11 protein-coding genes, 2 tRNA genes and 1 riboswitch are annotated in these 16,447 nt (G+C 72.2%); of the genes, 8 read left to right on the forward strand and 5 right to left on the reverse strand.

Annotation, left to right across the window (positions count from 1 at the left end; genetic code table 11):
• Positions 1–145 precede the first annotated feature (145 nt).
• The 3 genes from ACQP09_RS18425 to ACQP09_RS18435 all read left to right on the forward strand — a co-directional run bounded on the left by ACQP09_RS18425 (position 146) and on the right by ACQP09_RS18435 (position 3,673).
• Positions 146–763, forward strand: coding sequence for a hypothetical protein (locus tag ACQP09_RS18425; RefSeq protein WP_433400998.1), 618 nt, complete (start codon positions 146–148; stop codon positions 761–763).
• A gap of 239 nt (positions 764–1,002) precedes the next feature.
• Positions 1,003–3,360: a DEAD/DEAH box helicase gene (locus tag ACQP09_RS18430; RefSeq protein WP_433406647.1), complete on the forward strand. Its 2,358-nt coding sequence runs from the start codon at positions 1,003–1,005 to the stop codon at positions 3,358–3,360.
• A gap of 239 nt (positions 3,361–3,599) precedes the next feature.
• Positions 3,600–3,673 (forward strand) — tRNA-Lys (locus ACQP09_RS18435).
• 300 nt (positions 3,674–3,973) lie between these two features.
• On the opposite strand, the gene ACQP09_RS18440 is transcribed toward ACQP09_RS18435, so the two are convergent.
• Positions 3,974–5,290: a Shedu anti-phage system protein SduA domain-containing protein gene (locus tag ACQP09_RS18440; RefSeq protein WP_433401001.1), complete on the reverse strand. Its 1,317-nt coding sequence runs from the start codon at positions 5,288–5,290 to the stop codon at positions 3,974–3,976.
• Between the two features lie 114 nt (positions 5,291–5,404).
• Here ACQP09_RS18440 and ACQP09_RS18445 point away from each other — a divergent pair.
• From ACQP09_RS18445 to ACQP09_RS18465, 5 genes are all read left to right on the forward strand, one after another.
• Positions 5,405–5,478: transfer RNA gene (locus ACQP09_RS18445), tRNA-Met, on the forward strand.
• Positions 5,479–5,596: 118 nt separating this feature from the next.
• Positions 5,597–6,415 carry a MerR family transcriptional regulator gene (locus tag ACQP09_RS18450; RefSeq protein ID WP_433401004.1) on the forward strand — a complete coding sequence of 273 codons (819 nt, stop codon included), beginning with the start codon at positions 5,597–5,599 and terminating at the stop codon, positions 6,413–6,415.
• Between the two features lie 148 nt (positions 6,416–6,563).
• Positions 6,564–7,796 (forward strand): PP2C family protein-serine/threonine phosphatase, encoded by a 1,233-nt coding sequence (locus tag ACQP09_RS18455; RefSeq protein WP_433401007.1) that lies wholly within the window; start codon positions 6,564–6,566, stop codon positions 7,794–7,796.
• Between the two features lie 207 nt (positions 7,797–8,003).
• Positions 8,004–8,158: riboswitch (cyclic di-AMP (ydaO/yuaA leader) on the forward strand.
• An 11-nt stretch (positions 8,159–8,169) separates the two neighbouring features.
• On the forward strand, positions 8,170–9,216 hold the full coding sequence (locus ACQP09_RS18460) for a M23 family metallopeptidase (protein WP_433401010.1): 1,047 nt from the start codon (positions 8,170–8,172) through the stop codon (positions 9,214–9,216).
• 317 nt (positions 9,217–9,533) lie between these two features.
• A complete protein-coding gene (locus tag ACQP09_RS18465) occupies positions 9,534–10,478 on the forward strand; it encodes an aldo/keto reductase (RefSeq protein WP_433401013.1) in 945 nt (314 codons plus the stop codon).
• Positions 10,479–10,484: 6 nt separating this feature from the next.
• Here the strand turns inward: ACQP09_RS18465 and ACQP09_RS18470 are convergent, their stop codons facing one another.
• The 4 genes from ACQP09_RS18470 to ACQP09_RS18485 all read right to left on the reverse strand — a co-directional run bounded on the left by ACQP09_RS18470 (position 10,485) and on the right by ACQP09_RS18485 (position 16,165).
• A complete protein-coding gene (locus ACQP09_RS18470) occupies positions 10,485–12,017 on the reverse strand; it encodes a PrsW family intramembrane metalloprotease (RefSeq protein ID WP_433401016.1) in 1,533 nt (510 codons plus the stop codon).
• Between the two features lie 154 nt (positions 12,018–12,171).
• Positions 12,172–13,119, reverse strand: coding sequence for a tRNA (guanosine(46)-N7)-methyltransferase TrmB (gene trmB, locus ACQP09_RS18475; RefSeq protein ID WP_433401019.1), 948 nt, complete (start codon positions 13,117–13,119; stop codon positions 12,172–12,174).
• Complete coding sequence (lhgO, locus tag ACQP09_RS18480) at positions 13,112–14,368, reverse strand: L-2-hydroxyglutarate oxidase (RefSeq protein ID WP_433401022.1); 1,257 nt, start codon at positions 14,366–14,368, stop codon at positions 13,112–13,114. The genes trmB and lhgO overlap by 8 nt, the downstream gene beginning before the upstream one ends.
• A gap of 153 nt (positions 14,369–14,521) precedes the next feature.
• On the reverse strand, positions 14,522–16,165 hold the full coding sequence (locus tag ACQP09_RS18485) for a sporulation protein (protein WP_433401025.1): 1,644 nt from the start codon (positions 16,163–16,165) through the stop codon (positions 14,522–14,524).
• Between the last annotated feature and the right edge of the window lie 282 nt (positions 16,166–16,447).

Genomic DNA, 16,447 nt, shown 5'->3' on the forward strand with positions numbered 1-16,447 from the left:
CCGCCACCGCGTACGGGGAGTTGGGCACGGAAACCGCCACCGCGTACGGGGTGCGTGCTCCGCACTCCCGTACTCCGTGCCGTACGGCTCCCCCCGCCCAGCCCCTTTCTCCGCCCCCGCTCCCCTCGCCCCGGAGGTGCCACCCGTGCGCAAGTTGTCCGTTCCTGCCCGCTGGGCAGCCGTCACCGCGTTGACGATCGCCGCGTCCACCGGCTGTATGAGCGTCGGCGACGGCGGCGCCGATCCAGGACCCTCCGGCTCGGGCTCCTCCGGCTCGAAGGGCCGGGCCGTCGAGCCGGACGGTGGGACGGTGGCCGGATCCGGCGGCGCCGGCCACCGCGGCGGTGACGCCCACACCCACTCCGACTCCGACACCGCCGGGGCCGCCGACGCCGACCCGAAGAACCCCAAGGGCACGCCGAGCCCGAAGGCGTCCGGCGCCGCGCCGTCGGCCTCGCCGAAGAGCGGCGGCCCGCGCCCCGAGCCCGGCGCCCCGCAGCCCTCCCGCCCCGGCCGCCCGACGGCCCCGACGCCGTCCGCGCCGGGCCCGGGTGAGCCGCCGCCGGTCGTTCCGGAGCCGCCCGCTCCGCCGCCTGCGCCCGACCCGGACCCGGAACCCGAACCACCCGCGCCCACCGAACCTGCCGAGCCGCCGCCTTCCGCCTCGCCCGCCGCGCAGCTGCGGACGCAGTCGATGGGCGGTGCGGAGGAGAGCCGGCCGTTGCGGACGCCGGAGGCGTCTCCGCAGGTGAGGCCGGTGTAGCGGAGGCGGCGAGGGGGCCGAGTTGCGCAAGGTGGGTGAGAGTGCGTATGGTAGTAGATCGTTTGATCCCATTGCCCGGCGCCGACACAGAAGAGCGCCGTGTGGCGCGTACTCTCCCTTGCCGTGGCTGGACCGCATTGAGGCGGTCGAAATTGCGAATCACGGAGTTATGGGCGCGTGCCGAGACTCCGGAAGGTTTCGCATTTCGCATGTCAATTTCCAGTTCTGACCGCACCGTCATGCCCGAGAACATCGACAACGCCGAGCTCACCGAGCTCGTCGAGTCCGCTGTGACCGAGGCCCCGGCGGGTGCGGCCGCCGCCGCAGCCGAGCAGGCTCCGGTGGCAGAGAAGGCGGCCGAGAAGTCCGTCGCCGACTTCATCACCGAGGACAACAAGCCGGCGGACTCGGACGAGGCCGACACGGCCCCCGAGGCCGAGGCCGACACCGCCCCCGAGGCTGACGCGGCCCCCGAGGTTGACGCGGCCCCCGAGGCCGACGCCGAGCCGACCGTCACCTTCGGCGACCTGGGCCTGCCGGACGGCATCGTCCGCAAGCTCGCGCAGAACGGCGTCACCACCCCGTTCCCGATCCAGGCCGCGACCATCCCGGACGCCCTGGCCGGCAAGGACATCCTCGGCCGTGGCCGTACGGGCTCCGGCAAGACGCTCTCCTTCGGTCTGCCGACCCTGGCCGCGCTGGCCGGTGGCCGCACCGAGAAGAAGAAGCCCCGCGCGGTCATCCTGACCCCGACCCGTGAGCTCGCGATGCAGGTCGCGGACGCCCTCCAGCCGTACGGCGACGTGCTCGGCCTCAAGATGAAGGTCGTCTGCGGCGGTACGTCGATGGGCAACCAGATCTACGCCCTGGAGCGCGGTGTCGACGTCCTCGTCGCCACCCCGGGCCGACTGCGCGACATCATCAACCGCGGCGCCTGCTCGCTGGAGGACGTCCAGGTGGCCGTCCTCGACGAGGCCGACCAGATGTCCGACCTGGGCTTCCTGCCCGAGGTCACCGAGCTGCTCGACCAGGTCCCGGCCGGCGGTCAGCGGATGCTCTTCTCCGCCACCATGGAGAACGAGATCGGCACGCTGGTCAAGCGCTACCTCTCCAACCCGGTGACGCACGAGGTCGACAGCGCCCAGGGCAACGTCACGACCATGTCGCACCACGTCCTCGTCGTGAAGCCGAAGGACAAGGCGCCGGTCACGGCCGCCATCGCCGCCCGCAAGGGCCGCACCATCATCTTCGTCCGCACCCAGCTGGGCGCCGACCGCATCGCCGAGCAGCTCATCGAGTCCGGCGTGAAGGCCGACGCGCTGCACGGCGGCATGACCCAGGGCGCCCGTACGCGGGTCCTGGAGGACTTCAAGAAGGGTTACGTCAACGCGCTCGTCGCGACCGACGTGGCCGCGCGCGGTATCCACGTGGACGGCATCGACCTGGTCCTGAACGTGGACCCGGCCGGCGACCACAAGGACTACCTGCACCGCTCGGGCCGTACCGCGCGTGCCGGCCGGTCCGGTGTCGTCGTCTCGCTGGCGCTGCCGCACCAGCGCCGCCAGATCTTCCGGCTGATGGAGGACGCGGGCGTCGACGCCTCGCGCCACATCGTCCAGGGCGCGGGCGTCTTCGAGCCGGAGGTCGCCGAGATCACCGGCGCCCGTTCGCTCACCGAGGTCCAGGCCGACTCCGCGAACAACGCCGCCAAGCAGGCCGAGCGCGAGGCCGCCGACCTGACGAAGCAGCTGGAGCGCGTCCAGCGCCGCGCCGTCGAGCTCCGCGAGGAGGCCGACCGCCTGGTCGCCCGTGCCGCGCGCGAGCGGGGCGAGGACCCGGAGGCGGCGGTGGCCGAGGTCACCGCCGAGGCGGAGGCCGCTCTGGTGGCCGCCATCTCCGTGCCCGAGCAGCCGGCCGCCCGTGAGGAGCAGCGCCGCGACGAGCGGGGCAACTACGAGCGCCGCGACAACCGCGGTGGCGACCGTGGCGGCTACCGCGGCAACAGCGACCGCCGTGACGACCGCCCGTCCGGTGGTTTCCGCTCCGGTGGCGACCGTCGTGACGACCGTGGTGGCCGTCCGTTCGAGCGCCGGGACAACGACCGCCCGTCGTTCCGCCGTGACGACCGCCCCTCGGGTGGTTTCCGCTCCGGTGGCGACCGTCGTGACGACCGTGGTGGCCGTCCGTTCGAGCGCCGTGACAACGACCGTCCGTCGTTCAACCGCGACCGCCGTGACGAGCGCCCCTCCGGTGGCTTCCGCTCCGGCGGCGGCGACCGCCCCTCGGGTGGTTTCCGCTCCGGTGGCGACCGTCGTGACGACCGTGGTGGCCGTCCGTTCGAGCGCCGTGACAACGACCGTCCGTCGTTCAACCGCGACCGTCGTGACGAGCGCCCCTCAGGTGGCTTCCGCTCCGGCGGCAGCGACCGCCCGTTCAACCGTGACCGTCGCGACGACCGCCCCGCGGGCGGCTTCCGCTCGGGCGGCAGCGACCGCCCGACCGGCCGTCGTGACGACCACCGCGGCGCCAACACCGGCACCAACACCGGCACCTTCGGCCGCCGCGACGACAAGCCGCGCTGGAAGCGCAACGGCTGACCCCGCCCCGGCCGACTCCCGGCCGGGCAGGTCCGCCTGACAGACCGGCAGGGCCCGTACGCCACCGAACCGACTCGGTGACGTACGGGCCCTGTTGCTGTTCCCCTTGCGCCTCCCCTGCTGCCTTCCGGAGCGTGAACCGGCGCGAAACGGACAGGACGGGGGCGCGACAGGGCCCGACACCGATACCGGATCGGCTGCCGGGATCGGGCGGGCTATGCTCGGGGGTGATGTTGCAGGGGCCGTTAGCTCAATTGGTCAGAGCAGCGGACTTTTAATCCGTTGGTTGTGGGTTCGAGTCCCACACGGCCTACTGACAGCAGGGGAGGGGCGACCCTCGGACCTGCGGTGGAGTGCCCCTCCGGCCTTGGCCGGAGGGGCACTCCGTCGTCCACCAGGCTCGGGACAGCTGCCCCGAGCCTGCTCACGCCGCTGCCCCTGCTCGTGGCGTAGGCGACTTCGCCCAGGCGTCTCTCCTCCCGGTGACTCTTCTGGCAGCGGGCTCGCGCAGGCCGACACCGCGAAGGATCTCGGTCGCCGCGCAGACGAGGCAGTGGCGACCAGATTCTTGGTCCCGTAGGGCGGTTGACCCGCTCTGTTCCGAGGGTCTGCTCTACCGGTCCTCAGGCGTGACAGGGCTGTGCAGCCTCATGAGGTCGAGCCTCCAGTCGGTCGACGCTCTCTGGCTTCCCGCATGGCGGGAAGCTGGAGAGGAGTCGGCGTCCTGTGTTCCGAGGGACCGCTCCGCGTTGTCGATCAACTCTTTGTAGGTCAGGACTTCGACCCGGCTCATGTGGCTGTTGAACGTTCTCAGCGCTTCGTTGATCTGCGGCTCCGGGACGTCGGGCTGTACGCCGGGATGGCCGATCAGAACGACCGCGCTTGCGCGGCGGGTCTCGATGCCCAGGTCCCGATGGAGCGTCTGACGATTCTCGTCGAGGCCGACGAGGTAGTTGATTGCCTGGCCAACGGCATCGTGTACCGCCGCGACGGGAACCCAGGCGCCGCGATGCTTCTTGACCAGTGGTCCACGCAGACTCATGGCTCGCTTCAGCTCCACGACGTGCAGGCTGCCATCGCCGCGGACAAGGGGAATGTCGATCTCGTCGCCGGGTACCAGCCTCCGCTGCGCAGCCTCTCCCACGAAGCGGCCGCCGAAGATCCAGTGCTGGCCCTCCAGCGCGGCCTGGAGGTCGTGCTCGGTCGAAGCTCGATCCTCCGCCACTGCTCGGAGCCGATCCAGGCCGGCGGCGCGGCGTTGGAGTTCCGCCGCCCTGAAGATCATCTGCCCGTCGGCGTCGGCTGCCAGAAGTGCCAGTGCTTCGGGCGAGGTGACGATCCGCTGAGCTTCGGCCGCGGCATCGTCGACATCGATGCGCTCCCGCCTGATGACCTGTTCGAGCCAGAGGGCCATCTCGGATCGGCCGCGAGGAATTCGATAACGCCCGGGGCGGTCCGGCGGTGCTTCCAGGAAGAGGGAGTCCTGCCCCAGCGACAGCAGATGGGCCAGCAGGTCAGCTGCGCCGGCATCAGGAGTGCTGTCGAGGAACTCCTTGCCCTTGCTGCTGAGAAATCTGCTGCCCGCCCATATGGTCGTCGACACATAGTCACGAAGGATGTCGTTCCGTTGCTGACCATCCTGGAAGAGCCGGTACCTCTCCTCGAATTCAGGCTTGAGGATCCGCCCTTCCGCGTAGTCGAGTGAATCCTGAAGAAGCCGTACGGTCTGCCATTGCTCAGCCCGCGCTGCGATCGACCGAGCCTCTTCCAGCAGAGATATGAGCCGTTTGCCCCCTCTACGGTTCCCTGACCCGAAACCCCCCGTATGGGTGAGGGCTGCGTCGATGGCGTTCGCTACTTCCGGGACGGTGGCTTGGTTTCTCGCAGCTTCGAGCTGCAACTCCAAAGCCCAGTCTGATCTGGTGGCCATGAGGAGAGTCTCGTCGGTGGGTATGACAGCGGCCCTCCGCCGATGAACCCAAGCTGAGCCGCGGGCGGTGTGGTCGGGGCGGCCGCTCCGATGGCGTAGAGTTGTGTTCACCGACGCGGGGTGGAGCAGCTCGGTAGCTCGCTGGGCTCATAACCCAGAGGTCGCAGGTTCAAATCCTGTCCCCGCTACTGAAGATCCAGGCCCGGTACGCAGATCACTGATCGCGTACCGGGCCTGAGTCGTTTCCGGAGCCCGGCCCCTTCCGGGATTGACCTTGACGTTACGTAAAGATCTAGCGTCTCCGGCATGGAGTGGTCCATCCAGGAAATCGCCAGAAAGGCCGGCACCACCAGCCGGACGCTCCGGCACTACGGGGACCTCGGTCTCCTCGTGCCGAGCCGGCTCGGGAGCAACGGCTACCGCTACTACGACCAGGACGCCCTCGTCCGGCTGCAGCGCATCCTGCTGCTGCGGGAGCTCGGGCTGTCGCTGCCCGCGATCAAGGACGTGCTCGAAGGGCAGCAGGACACTTGTGTGGCGTTGCGGGCGCATCTGCGGCTGCTCGAACAGGAGCAGGCGCGCATCGGGCGGCAGATCGCCTCGGTGCGGACCACTCTCCACAAGACGGAGGAGGGGACGGAACTCATGGCCGAGGAAGTGTTCGACGGGTTCGACCACACCGCTCATGAGCGGGAGGTGACCGAGCGCTGGGGGCGCGCGGCGTACGAGGAGGGCGACCGGTGGTGGCGTGGGCTCGGCGAGGAGGGGCGTAAGGCCTTCCTCGCCGAGCACGAAGCCATCGCGCGGGACTGGGGACGGGCCCGGGAGGCCGGGGCCGATGCCGGTGGTGAGCAGGCTCAGGAGATCGCCCGGCGGCACTGTGCGTGGCTGTCGTCGTCCACGGCGGCGAGCGACGCGTCGGGCGGCGGGCCGGGCCGGGCGGCGGGACGAGCGGCGGGCCGGGCGGCGGACAAGGAGCCCGGTCGCTCCTACGTCATCGGGCTCGGCGAGATGTATGTCGCCGATCCCCGCTTCGGAAAGAACTACGATCGCTACGGGGACGGCACCGCCGCCTTCGTACGGGATGCACTGACGATCTACGCCGAACGCCGGCTCTCCGACTGACCACGGAGGGCCTCGGCACCAGGCCCGCTTCCCCCTATTCGGCCGATGACGGGTCGCCGCACGGCGCGGCTCCGGGAAGCCTGGGCGGGGCGCGGTACCGTCCGCAGCCGTGGCCGGACCGGGCAGCAGGAGTGCACAGGTGGTGGGGATGGCGGATAAGGGGCGCGGGCTCGTGAAGGCGAGCCTCGGGATCCCCGGGCGGGCCGCGCCCGGCTCGACGGGGCGCGGGAAGCCGGTGGTGGCGCGGAGCGCCGGGACGCGGCGGTTCGTGCGGCTGCTGCCGGTGCTGCTGATCGGCGGCGGGCTCCTCTTCGACTCGCTCGCGCCGCCCAACTTCACCGCCGTACCGCTGTTCGTGGCCGCGCCGCTGATCGCCGCGCCGTTCTTCTCGCTCGCCAGCACCATCCGTACGGGAGTGGCCTCGGTCCTCTCCGTCATCGCGATGCGGATCTCCGACGGCACGTCCACGCAGGTCGTCCCGGTCATCGAGATGATCACGGTCCTCACCGCCGCGGCCCTGGCCCTCGTCATCAACGGGGTCGTGCGCCGCAGCAACGAGCAGCTGGCCTCGGCACGGGTCATCGCGGAGACCGCCATGCGGGCCGTACTGCCGACGCCGGCGGAGCGGATCGGCGGGCTCCAGGTGGCGGCGCGGTACGAGGCGGCGCAGGCGGACGAGTTCGTCGGCGGGGACCTGTTCGCGGTGGCGGACACTCCGTACGGTGTACGCCTGGTCGTCGGCGACGTGCGCGGCAAGGGACTGGACGCCGTGGAGGCGGTGGCGGTGATCATCGGCGCGTTCCGGGAGGCCGCCGAGCAGGAGCGGTCCCTGGAGGGCGTGGCGCAGCGGCTGGAGCGGGCGCTCGCGCGGGAGGGGACGCGGCGGTACGGGCTGGATGCCATGGAGGGGTTCATCACCGCCGTCCTGGCCGAGATCCCGCCCGGCTCGGCCTCCCTGCGCCTCGTCAACCGCGGCCATCCCGAGCCGATCCTGCTGCACGCGGACGGGGCCCTGGAAGTCCTGGCCCCGAGCGTGCCCGCGCTGCCGCTGGGGATGGACCTCGGCGTGTGGCCGGACCGGTCCGACGAGTGGGAGCTGCCCGCCGGTTCGACGCTGCTCGCCTTCACGGACGGCCTCTCCGAGGCGCGCGACGCGAACGGCGTCTTCTACGACCCGGCGGCCCGGCTGCGCGGCCGCATCTTCCCCGGCCCCGAGGAGCTGCTCTCGGCGCTCACCGACGACGTACGGCTGCACACCGGCGGCCGGTCGACGGACGACATGGCGCTGCTCGCGGTCAGCCGGCCGGCGGAGGGCCAGGCGCCGCGGCGGACGACGGTGAAGATCGTCGGCCGGGGTGATGACACGGTGCGTAATCGATGAGCACCGCTCCGCATAACAGTTGACACACCATCAGAAAAAGAGGTGTGGGCGAGGGGTCGTCAAGCCGTCCGATTCGGGCGGCTTGTGGGTGGTAAGTCCCCGTCGAAGCCGTTAATGATCAACAGGAACAGCTTGGAATCGGGCCCGTCTGTCTATTAACGTTCGATAACGCAGCGCGGTCGTCCCAGCCGTCGTCAGAGACGGCGCCGTGCGCGAGCGCCGAATTCCGCAAGGGAACCGGGGAACCACCTACATGGGGTGAATCGGACGCCTGTGTCTCCATCGTGAGGCAGAGGGGCCCGTAGGAGACCTTCCTGCTCCGAACCCGTCAGCTAACCCGGTAGGCGAGAAGGAAGGAAAGGAGCGCGCCCACGTGGCGTCCAATCACCCTGCCCCTGAGGCCCCGTCACCCTTCACTGCCGATGGCCTCGGTGGCCCGGAGCGGACGTGGGAGGAGTGGAACCCCACCGCGGAGTCCATCCGTCCCGTGCGCGGCAAGCACCGCGTGTCCAAGCAGCGGGGTCTCGCCCGTAGCTCCACCGTCCTCGGGGTCGGCGTCATAGCGGCAGTCGGTGCGGGTGGCATGGCCACCGCCCAGAGCAAGCCGCCGGTCTCCATCTCTCTTCCCGATTCCATCGCGGACAACCTCCCCGACGCCAAGTCCCTTCCCGGCGTCGGGGCGTTCATGTCCGACGACGCCGAGGACGCACCGGTCCTCGCCGCCGCTCCGCTCACCTCCGCCGGCATCACGACCGCCGAGGCCGAGCAGGGCACCACCGACGCCGGCGAGGCCCTGCGCGCCCGGATCCTCCAGCAGGCCGAGCAGCAGCAGGCCAACGCCGACGCCGAGGCCAAGGCCGCCGAGGAGAAGGCCGCGGCCGAGAAGGCCGCCGCCGAGGCGAAGAAGCAGCAGGACGAGGCCGAGGCCAAGGTCAAGGCCAAGATCGCCGCCGAGAAGAAGGCGGCCGAGGAGGCCGCGGCGAAGAAGGCCGAGGAGGAGCGCCTCGCCAAGCTCCGCGCCAGCTACACGCTGCCGGCCTCCTCGTACACGATCACCTCGACCTACGGCCAGTCGGGCGCCATGTGGTCCTCCGGCCAGCACACCGGCCTGGACTTCGCCGGAGCGGCCGGTTCGCCGCTCAAGGCCGTGCACAGCGGCACCATCACGGAGGCCGGCTGGTCCGGTTCGTACGGCTACCGCACGGTCCTCCAGCTGGAGGACGGCACGGAGATCTGGTACGCGCACCAGTCCTCGATCGACGTCTCGGTCGGCCAGCAGGTCAGCACCGGCGAGACCATCGGCCGCATGGGCGCGACCGGCAACGTGACCGGTGTCCACCTCCACCTGGAGGTCCACACCGCGGGCGGCTCGGCGATGAACCCGGTCGCATGGCTGAACAGCAAGGGTCTCTCCGTCTGAGGCACTCGCGCCCGTAGGACCCGAAACCCCGGCAGCCCTGACGCTCACCCCCCGACGTCAGGGCTGCCGGTCCGTCCGGCGGCCGGTCCGTCCGGCGGGTCGGCGGGTCCAGGGGTGGAACATGGGGCTCCGGCGTGCGGAATGCGCGGCTCCGGCGCGCGGGATGCGCCGCTCCGGAATGGAATGCGCCGCTCCGGAATGGAATGCGCCGCTCAGGCACGGAATGCGCGGCTCCGCGATGGAATACGAGGCTCCGGCACGTAATGCGCGGCCCCGGCACGGAATACACCGCTCCGCCGCTGCCGTTGAACCCCGACATGACTTCTCTGCGCACGCTCGGCAGCTCCGACCTCCAGGTCTTCCCCCTCGCCCTCGGCGGCAACGTCTTCGGCTGGACCGCCGACGAGGACCGGTCCTTCGCCGTCCTGGACGCGTACGCCGCGGCCGGCGGCAACTTCGTCGACACCGCCGACGCCTACTCCGCCTGGGCCGAGGGCAACCGGGGCGGTGAGTCGGAGACCGTCATCGGCGCCTGGCTCGCCTCCCGCGCCAACCGTTCCGACATCGTCGTGGCCACCAAGGTCGGCGCCCACCCCGATTTCCAGGGGCTCTCCGCCGCCACCATCAAGGGCGCGGCCGAGCAGTCGCTGCGCCGCCTCGGCACCGACCACATCGACCTCTACTACACGCACTTCGACGACGAGACCGTCCCGGTGGAGGAGATCATCACCGCCCTCGACCAGCTGGTGAGGGACGGCAAGGTGCGCCACATCGCCGCCTCCAACATCAGCCCGGAGCGCCTCCAGGAGTCGCTGGACTTCTCCGAGCGCGAGGGCCTGGCCCGGTACGTCGCGCTCCAGCCGCACTACAACCTGGTCTCCCGCGCCACCTATGAGGGCCCGCTCCAGGAGACCGCCGCCCGCGCCGGCCTCGCCGCCGTCCCGTACTACGCGCTGGCCTCGGGCTTCCTCACCGGCAAGTACCGCCCCGGCGCCACCGTGGAGAGCGCCCGCTCCGCGAAGGCGGGCGAGCACCTGGAGTCGGAGCGCGGCCGCACGGTGCTGGCCGCCCTCGACCAGGTGGCCACGGAGCGGGGTGCCGAGATCGCGACGGTGGCCCTCGCCTGGCTCGCCGCCCGTCCGACGGTCGCGGCCCCGATCGCCTCGGCCCGCACGGTCGAACAGCTCCCCGCGCTGCTGGCCGTCGCGGACCTGGAGCTGACGGAGGCGGAGCTGGCGGCCCTGACGGAGGCGTCGGCCTGAACCGCCTTACGGGGGAGGCGGGGTGGAGCCGTACGGGCTCTGTCGGCCGTACGGGTACGGCTGCTGCGGGGGCGGGCTGCCGTACGCGGTTCCGTGCCCCTGCCCGTAGCCGTAGCCGTAGCCCTGCCCGTGCCCGTAACTCTGCCCCTGCGCCTGCGCCTGCCCCTGCCCGTATCCGTGTTCCTGTCGCTGTCCGTACGGCGCCGGCTGTCGGTACGGGTGTGGGCGCGGGCCGGTGCCGGTCATCTGGGCCGCGTGGGTGAGGGCCGGGGCGGCGATGGCGCGGCGTTGCCAGAGGTGGTGCAGCAGCTCCCGCTCCCGGACGGCGAAGTCCGGGCCCACCGCGTCATGGCGGGCGCGGCGGCGCAGGCCGGCCAGGGTCGTCGCGAACGACTCGTACTCCGCCACCGCGCGCGCCGCCGCCCGGCCCCGCGACCGGTCCTGCTTCCCGTGCCAGTGGCGGGCCAGATCGCGCGCCACGCCCCGGGTCCGCATCGAGGAGAGGGCCAGCGGCTCGGCCGGGGTCAGCCAGCCGGCCGTGGCGTACGCGGGCAGTTCGGCGGCGAGCGTCCGCAGCTCACGCCGGCGCCACCAGATCGCCAGCCAGGTCACCAGCGCGAAGACCGGGACCATCACCATCCCGTACATCGCCCAGAAGCCGTACGGGCCGAAGGCCGAAGAGCCGTTCCACAGGGCGTGCAGGCCCATCGCCAGCAGCAGGCCGAGCACGGGCAGGGCGATCCGGCGGACCCGGTGGTGGCGGGCGCTGATGGCCGCGAAGCCGAAGCCGAGACCGGTGAGCACCGTGAACAGCGGATGCGCGAACGGCGACATCACGATCCGTACGAAGAACGTCCCGGCGGTCACCGAGGCGATCCCGGAACTGCCGAGCTGCTGATCCTCGTCGAACGCGTTGCCCAGGTAGAGGATGTTCTCGGTGAAGGCGAAGCCCGTCGCGGTGAAGCCCGCGACCACGATGCCGTCGACCACGCCCCGGAACTCCCGCCTTTGGAAGATGAAGATCAGCAGGATCGAGACGGCCTTGGCGCTCTCCTCCACGACCGGGGCGATCACCGTCGCGCCCAGCGTGTCGGCGCTCGCCGGGTCGGCCGTCGCGGTGGCTATCCACCGCATGGCGAACGAGTTGGCGATGATCGCGACGAGTGCTGCGGCGCACGCGCCCCAGGCGAAGCAGAAGATCAGGTTCCGCCAGGGGCCCGGCTCGACCCGGTCCAGCCAGCGGAAGGCGGCCATCAGGAGCGGTACCGGCAGCAGCGCCAGGCCGAGGCCGACGAGGAACCCCTCCGGGCCCGTCTGCTCGCGGACCAGGGCGAGGATCACCAGCCCGCACAGCGCGAGCGCCACGATCACGGTCCCCAGGCGGAACACCTTGCTGCGCCAGACCAGGGAGACGCGGCGCGGCCGGTACTGCCAACGGCCGCGCTCCGGCACGGCGCCCAACACCTCCTCGGGCCGCTGCTCGTGGAGGACCGGGACCGCCGGCTGCCGCTGCTGGTACTGCACGGAACCGTCGGACACCCCTCGACCCTAACGAGGAGCACTGACACCCGGCGACGGTGCATCCGGCCAGGACGGCTCGCTGTTCGGCCAGGACGGTTCAGTGCTCGGCCAGGGTGGTTCGGTGTTCGACCGGGACGCGCCTCACCCGGCGGCGGTCTGCCCGGGCGGTGTGTCAGATCCGGGCGAACAGCAGGTCGTGCACGACGTGGCCCTTGTCCAGGCCCTGGCCCTCGAACCGGGTGAGCGGCCGGAACGCCGGACGCGGCGCGTATCCGCCGTCCGCCGCCGTGTTGGCGAAGCGGGGGTGCGCGGTCAGCACCTCCAGCATCTGCTCCGCGTACGGCTCCCAGTCGGTCGCGCAGTGCACGATCGCGCCGGGCTTGAGCACCGGGGCCACCAGGTCCAGGAACTCGGGCTGGATCAGGCGCCGCTTGTGGTGGCGGGCCTTGGGCCACGGGTCCGGGAAGTAGACCCGCAGGCCGTCGAGCGACTCGGGGGCCAGCATCTCGCGGAGCAGGATCACCGCGTCGCCGTTGGCCACCCGTACGTTGGTCGAGCCCGCCTTGTCCGCCAGGCCCAGCAGGTTGCCCTGGCCCGGGGTGTGGACGTCGACGGCGAGGATGCCGGTGCCCGGGTCCTCGGCCGCCATCTGCGCGGTGGCCTCGCCCATGCCGAACCCGATCTCCAGGACGACCGGCAGCCCGTCGAACAGCTCGGCCAGATCCAGGACCCGCTTGCCGTCGATGTCCAGGCCCCACTTCGGCCACAGCCGCTCCAGGGCCTCCTGCTGGCCGGTGGTGACCCGGCTGCGGCGCGGCTGGAAGCTGCGGATCCGGCGCTCGTGGTGCGAGCCGGCCGGGTCGGCGGCGGGGCCACCGGGGAAGCGGGGCTCCTGGCGCAGCCGACGCGCCCGCTCGAAGGAGGCGGCCCGCAGCGCGGCGGCCTCCTCAGGGGTGACGTCGGCGGCGGTGGACCCGGTCGCGGACCCGGTCACAGGGGTCGCCGCCGCCGGCTCGGGAGTCGCGGCGGGGGCTGAGCCGGTCACGGTGGCCTCGGCTGCCTCTTCCGGGGCCGGGGCCGGGGCCGGGGCGGGGGTGGGGTTCAAGGGCTGCTCAGACACAATGACCCGATTCTACGGCGGGCGGCCTCCACCCCGTCTCCCGAGCCCGGCGCAGCGCCCGCCGCGCCACCTCGCGCCCGATCGGCAGGCACGCCGTCGCGGCGGGCGACGGGGCGTTCAGCACATGCACGGTGTGCGGGGCCTCGCGGATCAGGAAGTCGTCGACCAGCGTGCCGTCCTTCAGCACCGCCTGGGCCCGGACCCCGGCGGGCGACGGGCGCAGATCCTCCTCCCGCACGGCAGGCAGCAGCCGTTGGACGGCCTCGGTGAAGGCGGACTTCGAGAGCGAGCGGTGCACCTCGCCCGCCCCGTACCGCCAGTGTCTGCGGGCGATCCGCCAGGTGCCCGGCCAGCTCAGCGTGGACAGCAGTTCGGCGGGGCGCACCACCGGCCAGGCGTATCCCTCGCGGGCCAGGGCGGGGACCGCGTTCGGGCCGACGTGGACCGTGCCGTCGAAGCCCCGGGTCAGGTGGACGCCGAGGAACGGGAAGGCCGGGTCCGGCACCGGGTAGACCAGGCCGCGCACCAGCTCGGGGCGGGCCAGCTCGTAGTACTCGCCCCGGAACGGCACGATCCGCACCTCCGGGTCGTCACCCGCCAGCCGGGCCACCCGGTCGCAGTGCAGTCCCGCGCAGTTGACCAGCGTCCGGGCGCGGACCACCAGACCGTCCGCCGTCCGCACCGCCACGCCCCAGGCGCGCCGGTCTATCGCCACGACCTCCGCCCCGTACCGCACGATGCCGCCGGCGGCCGTGACCTCGGTCGCGAAGCGGGTGGCGACGGCGGTGAAGTCGCAGACGCCGGTCGTGCCGACCCGGATCGCCGCGAGGCCCCGGACCTCGGGCTCGTACTCCGCGATCTGCGCCGGGCCCAGCTCCCGCACCGGCAGTCCGTGCTCGCGGCCGCGCTGGACCAGGCTGTGCAGCCGGGGCAGCTCGGAGCGGTCGGTGGCGACGATCAGCTTGCCGGTGGTGGCGTGGGCGATCCCGTGCTCGGCGCAGAAGTCGGCCAGCTCGGCGGAGCCGCGCAGCGCGTACCGCGCCTTGAGCGAACCGGGGCGGTAGTAGATCCCGCTGTGGATCACTCCGCTGTTGCGGCCGGTCTGGTGGCGGGCCGGGCCGTGCTCCTTCTCCAGGACCGTGACCCGGGTGCCCGGCGCGGACCGCTGCAGCGCATACGCGGTCGACAGACCGACGATCCCGCCGCCGATCACCAGCACATCGCAGTCGTACGCCGCGTGCGTCATCATCACGCCACCTCCCACCCCGATAGTGCACTGACCCACTGACAACGGGCTCAAACCCGATCCGGGCGGGGCGTGGCGCACATTCGGTCAGGAGCTGGCGCACACCCGGGCGGGCCGTGGCGCACCTCGGGTACGCCCCGGCTCCGGACGTCCGGCTCAGGCCTGGGTCACCAGCAGCGGGCGGGCCCGCTCCCGCAGCTCGGCGACGCGCGGCTCGTCCCCGTACGGCTCCAGGCGGTGGAGCAGGTCGCGTACGTACTCAGTGGTGCGTGCCGAGGAGATCCGGCCGGCCACCTCGACCGCCCGGGTGCCCGCCGCGCAGGCCGCGTCCAGGTTGCCCGACTCCAGCTCGGCGACGGCCGAGACGACGAGCCGCAGTCCGTGGCTGCGGACGAACTCGTCGGTCGGCCGGGAGAGCGCCTGCTCGGTGAAGCGCCGCACCTGGCGCGGGGCCTTCAGGTCGCGGTAGCACTCGGCGGCGTCGGCGGCGAACCGGTCGTAGCTGTAGAACCCGAGCCAGGGCGGGTCGGCGTCGCCCGACCGGGACCGCTCCAGCCAGCTCTCGGCGCCCTTGAGCGCGGCCCCCGCGGCCGGTGCGTCGCCGGCCTTGGCATGGGCGCGGGCCTCCACCAGCCGGAAGAAGCTCATGGTGCGGGCGGTCGCCAGGCCCCGGTTGCGCTCCACGGCGGCCTGCGCGAGATCGACGCCCTCGTCGGCGAAGCCGCGGTAGGTCGCCTGGAGGGACATGGAGGCGAGAACATAGCCGCCGAGGGGTACGTCTGCGGCGGCGCGGGCCAGCCGCAGAGCCTGGATGTAGTAGCGCTGGGCGGCCTCCTGCTGGCCGGTGTCGAACGCCATCCAGCCCGCCAGCCGGGTCAGCTCCGCCGACGCGCCGAACAGCGCGCGGCCCACCTCGTCGGTGTACGAGCCGAGGAGCAGAGGTGCGGCGTCGACGCGTAAGCACTCCGGGACCATGGAGGAACGCCAGTCGCCACCGCCGTACTTGGAGTCCCAGCGGCGGGCGTCCTGGGCCGCCTCGCGCAGCTTCATGACGTCGCTGTGGCCCACGCGCAGCGGCGAGGCGTCCGCGACGGACTCCGGGCCGGGCTGCACGGGCACGGAACCGGAACCGGAGCTGGAACCGGAGCCCGTGCCTGCGCCGGAGCCAGGGCCTGCGCCGGAGCCGCCCGGCGCGCCCGGGGATGTGTGCGGGTTGTGTGCGCCGCGGCCGTCCGGCGCGCCCTGCGGTCCGCGCGGACCGGGTGCGGCTGAAGAGTCCTGGCCGCCGCTGCGGGCGCCGAGGATCGCCGCCTGTGCCGCCGTCGGGTCGCGGGCGACCGACGGATCGGCGGGGGTTATCAGCCAGCGGGACGCGGGGGTCGCGTACGCGCTCACCGCGAACGAACCGGCCAGCGACTGCCAGATCCCGCCGCCGCCCCTGCGCCCGGCCAGATCCAGCCGGTACAGCTCGGTCGCCGACCTGACCGCCTCGCCCACGTCCCGGGGGAAGGCGAGGCCGACCTCCGGCGCGGGGTCCGCGTCGGCGAGACCGATCTCGTGCAGCGGGACCGGCCGGCCGAGCTTGGCCCCGATCGCCGCCGCGATCAGATGAGGCGCCGCACCCTGCGGCACCATCCCCTTGGCGACCCACCGGGCCACCGAGGTCTTGTCGTAGCGAAGTGTCAGACCGCGCTGTGCTCCGAGGTCGTTGACCCGCCGGGCGAGCCCGGCGTTACTGATTCCCGCGAGGGCGAGAACCGTGCCGAGCTTCTCGTTCGGCCCGCGTTGCTCCCTGGACATGCGCCACCCCTCGACACACAGACAGCCGCCGCGTCACCGAGGACGGCGCGCGGCATTCGTACCGATGCTCCCCAGGTTCGAACCCCCGTACTCCGCCTGCACACGCATGTGGCCGAGCCCCGAGGAATATGCCCCCCTGCTGAGAACACCAGCAAACACAGCGTAGTTCTCCCCATCCCTACCGTTAAGGGGCAGACGTCCGTATGGCGGGATTGTTGTCCGTGCGGGCGGCGGCGTCCGCGCTCCGGGGGTGCGCGTGCCGGAGCGGGCCGTGCCCCTGGC

The organism is Streptomyces sp. CA-146814 (assembly GCF_050942385.1).
Lineage (GTDB): Bacteria > Actinomycetota > Actinomycetes > Streptomycetales > Streptomycetaceae > Streptomyces.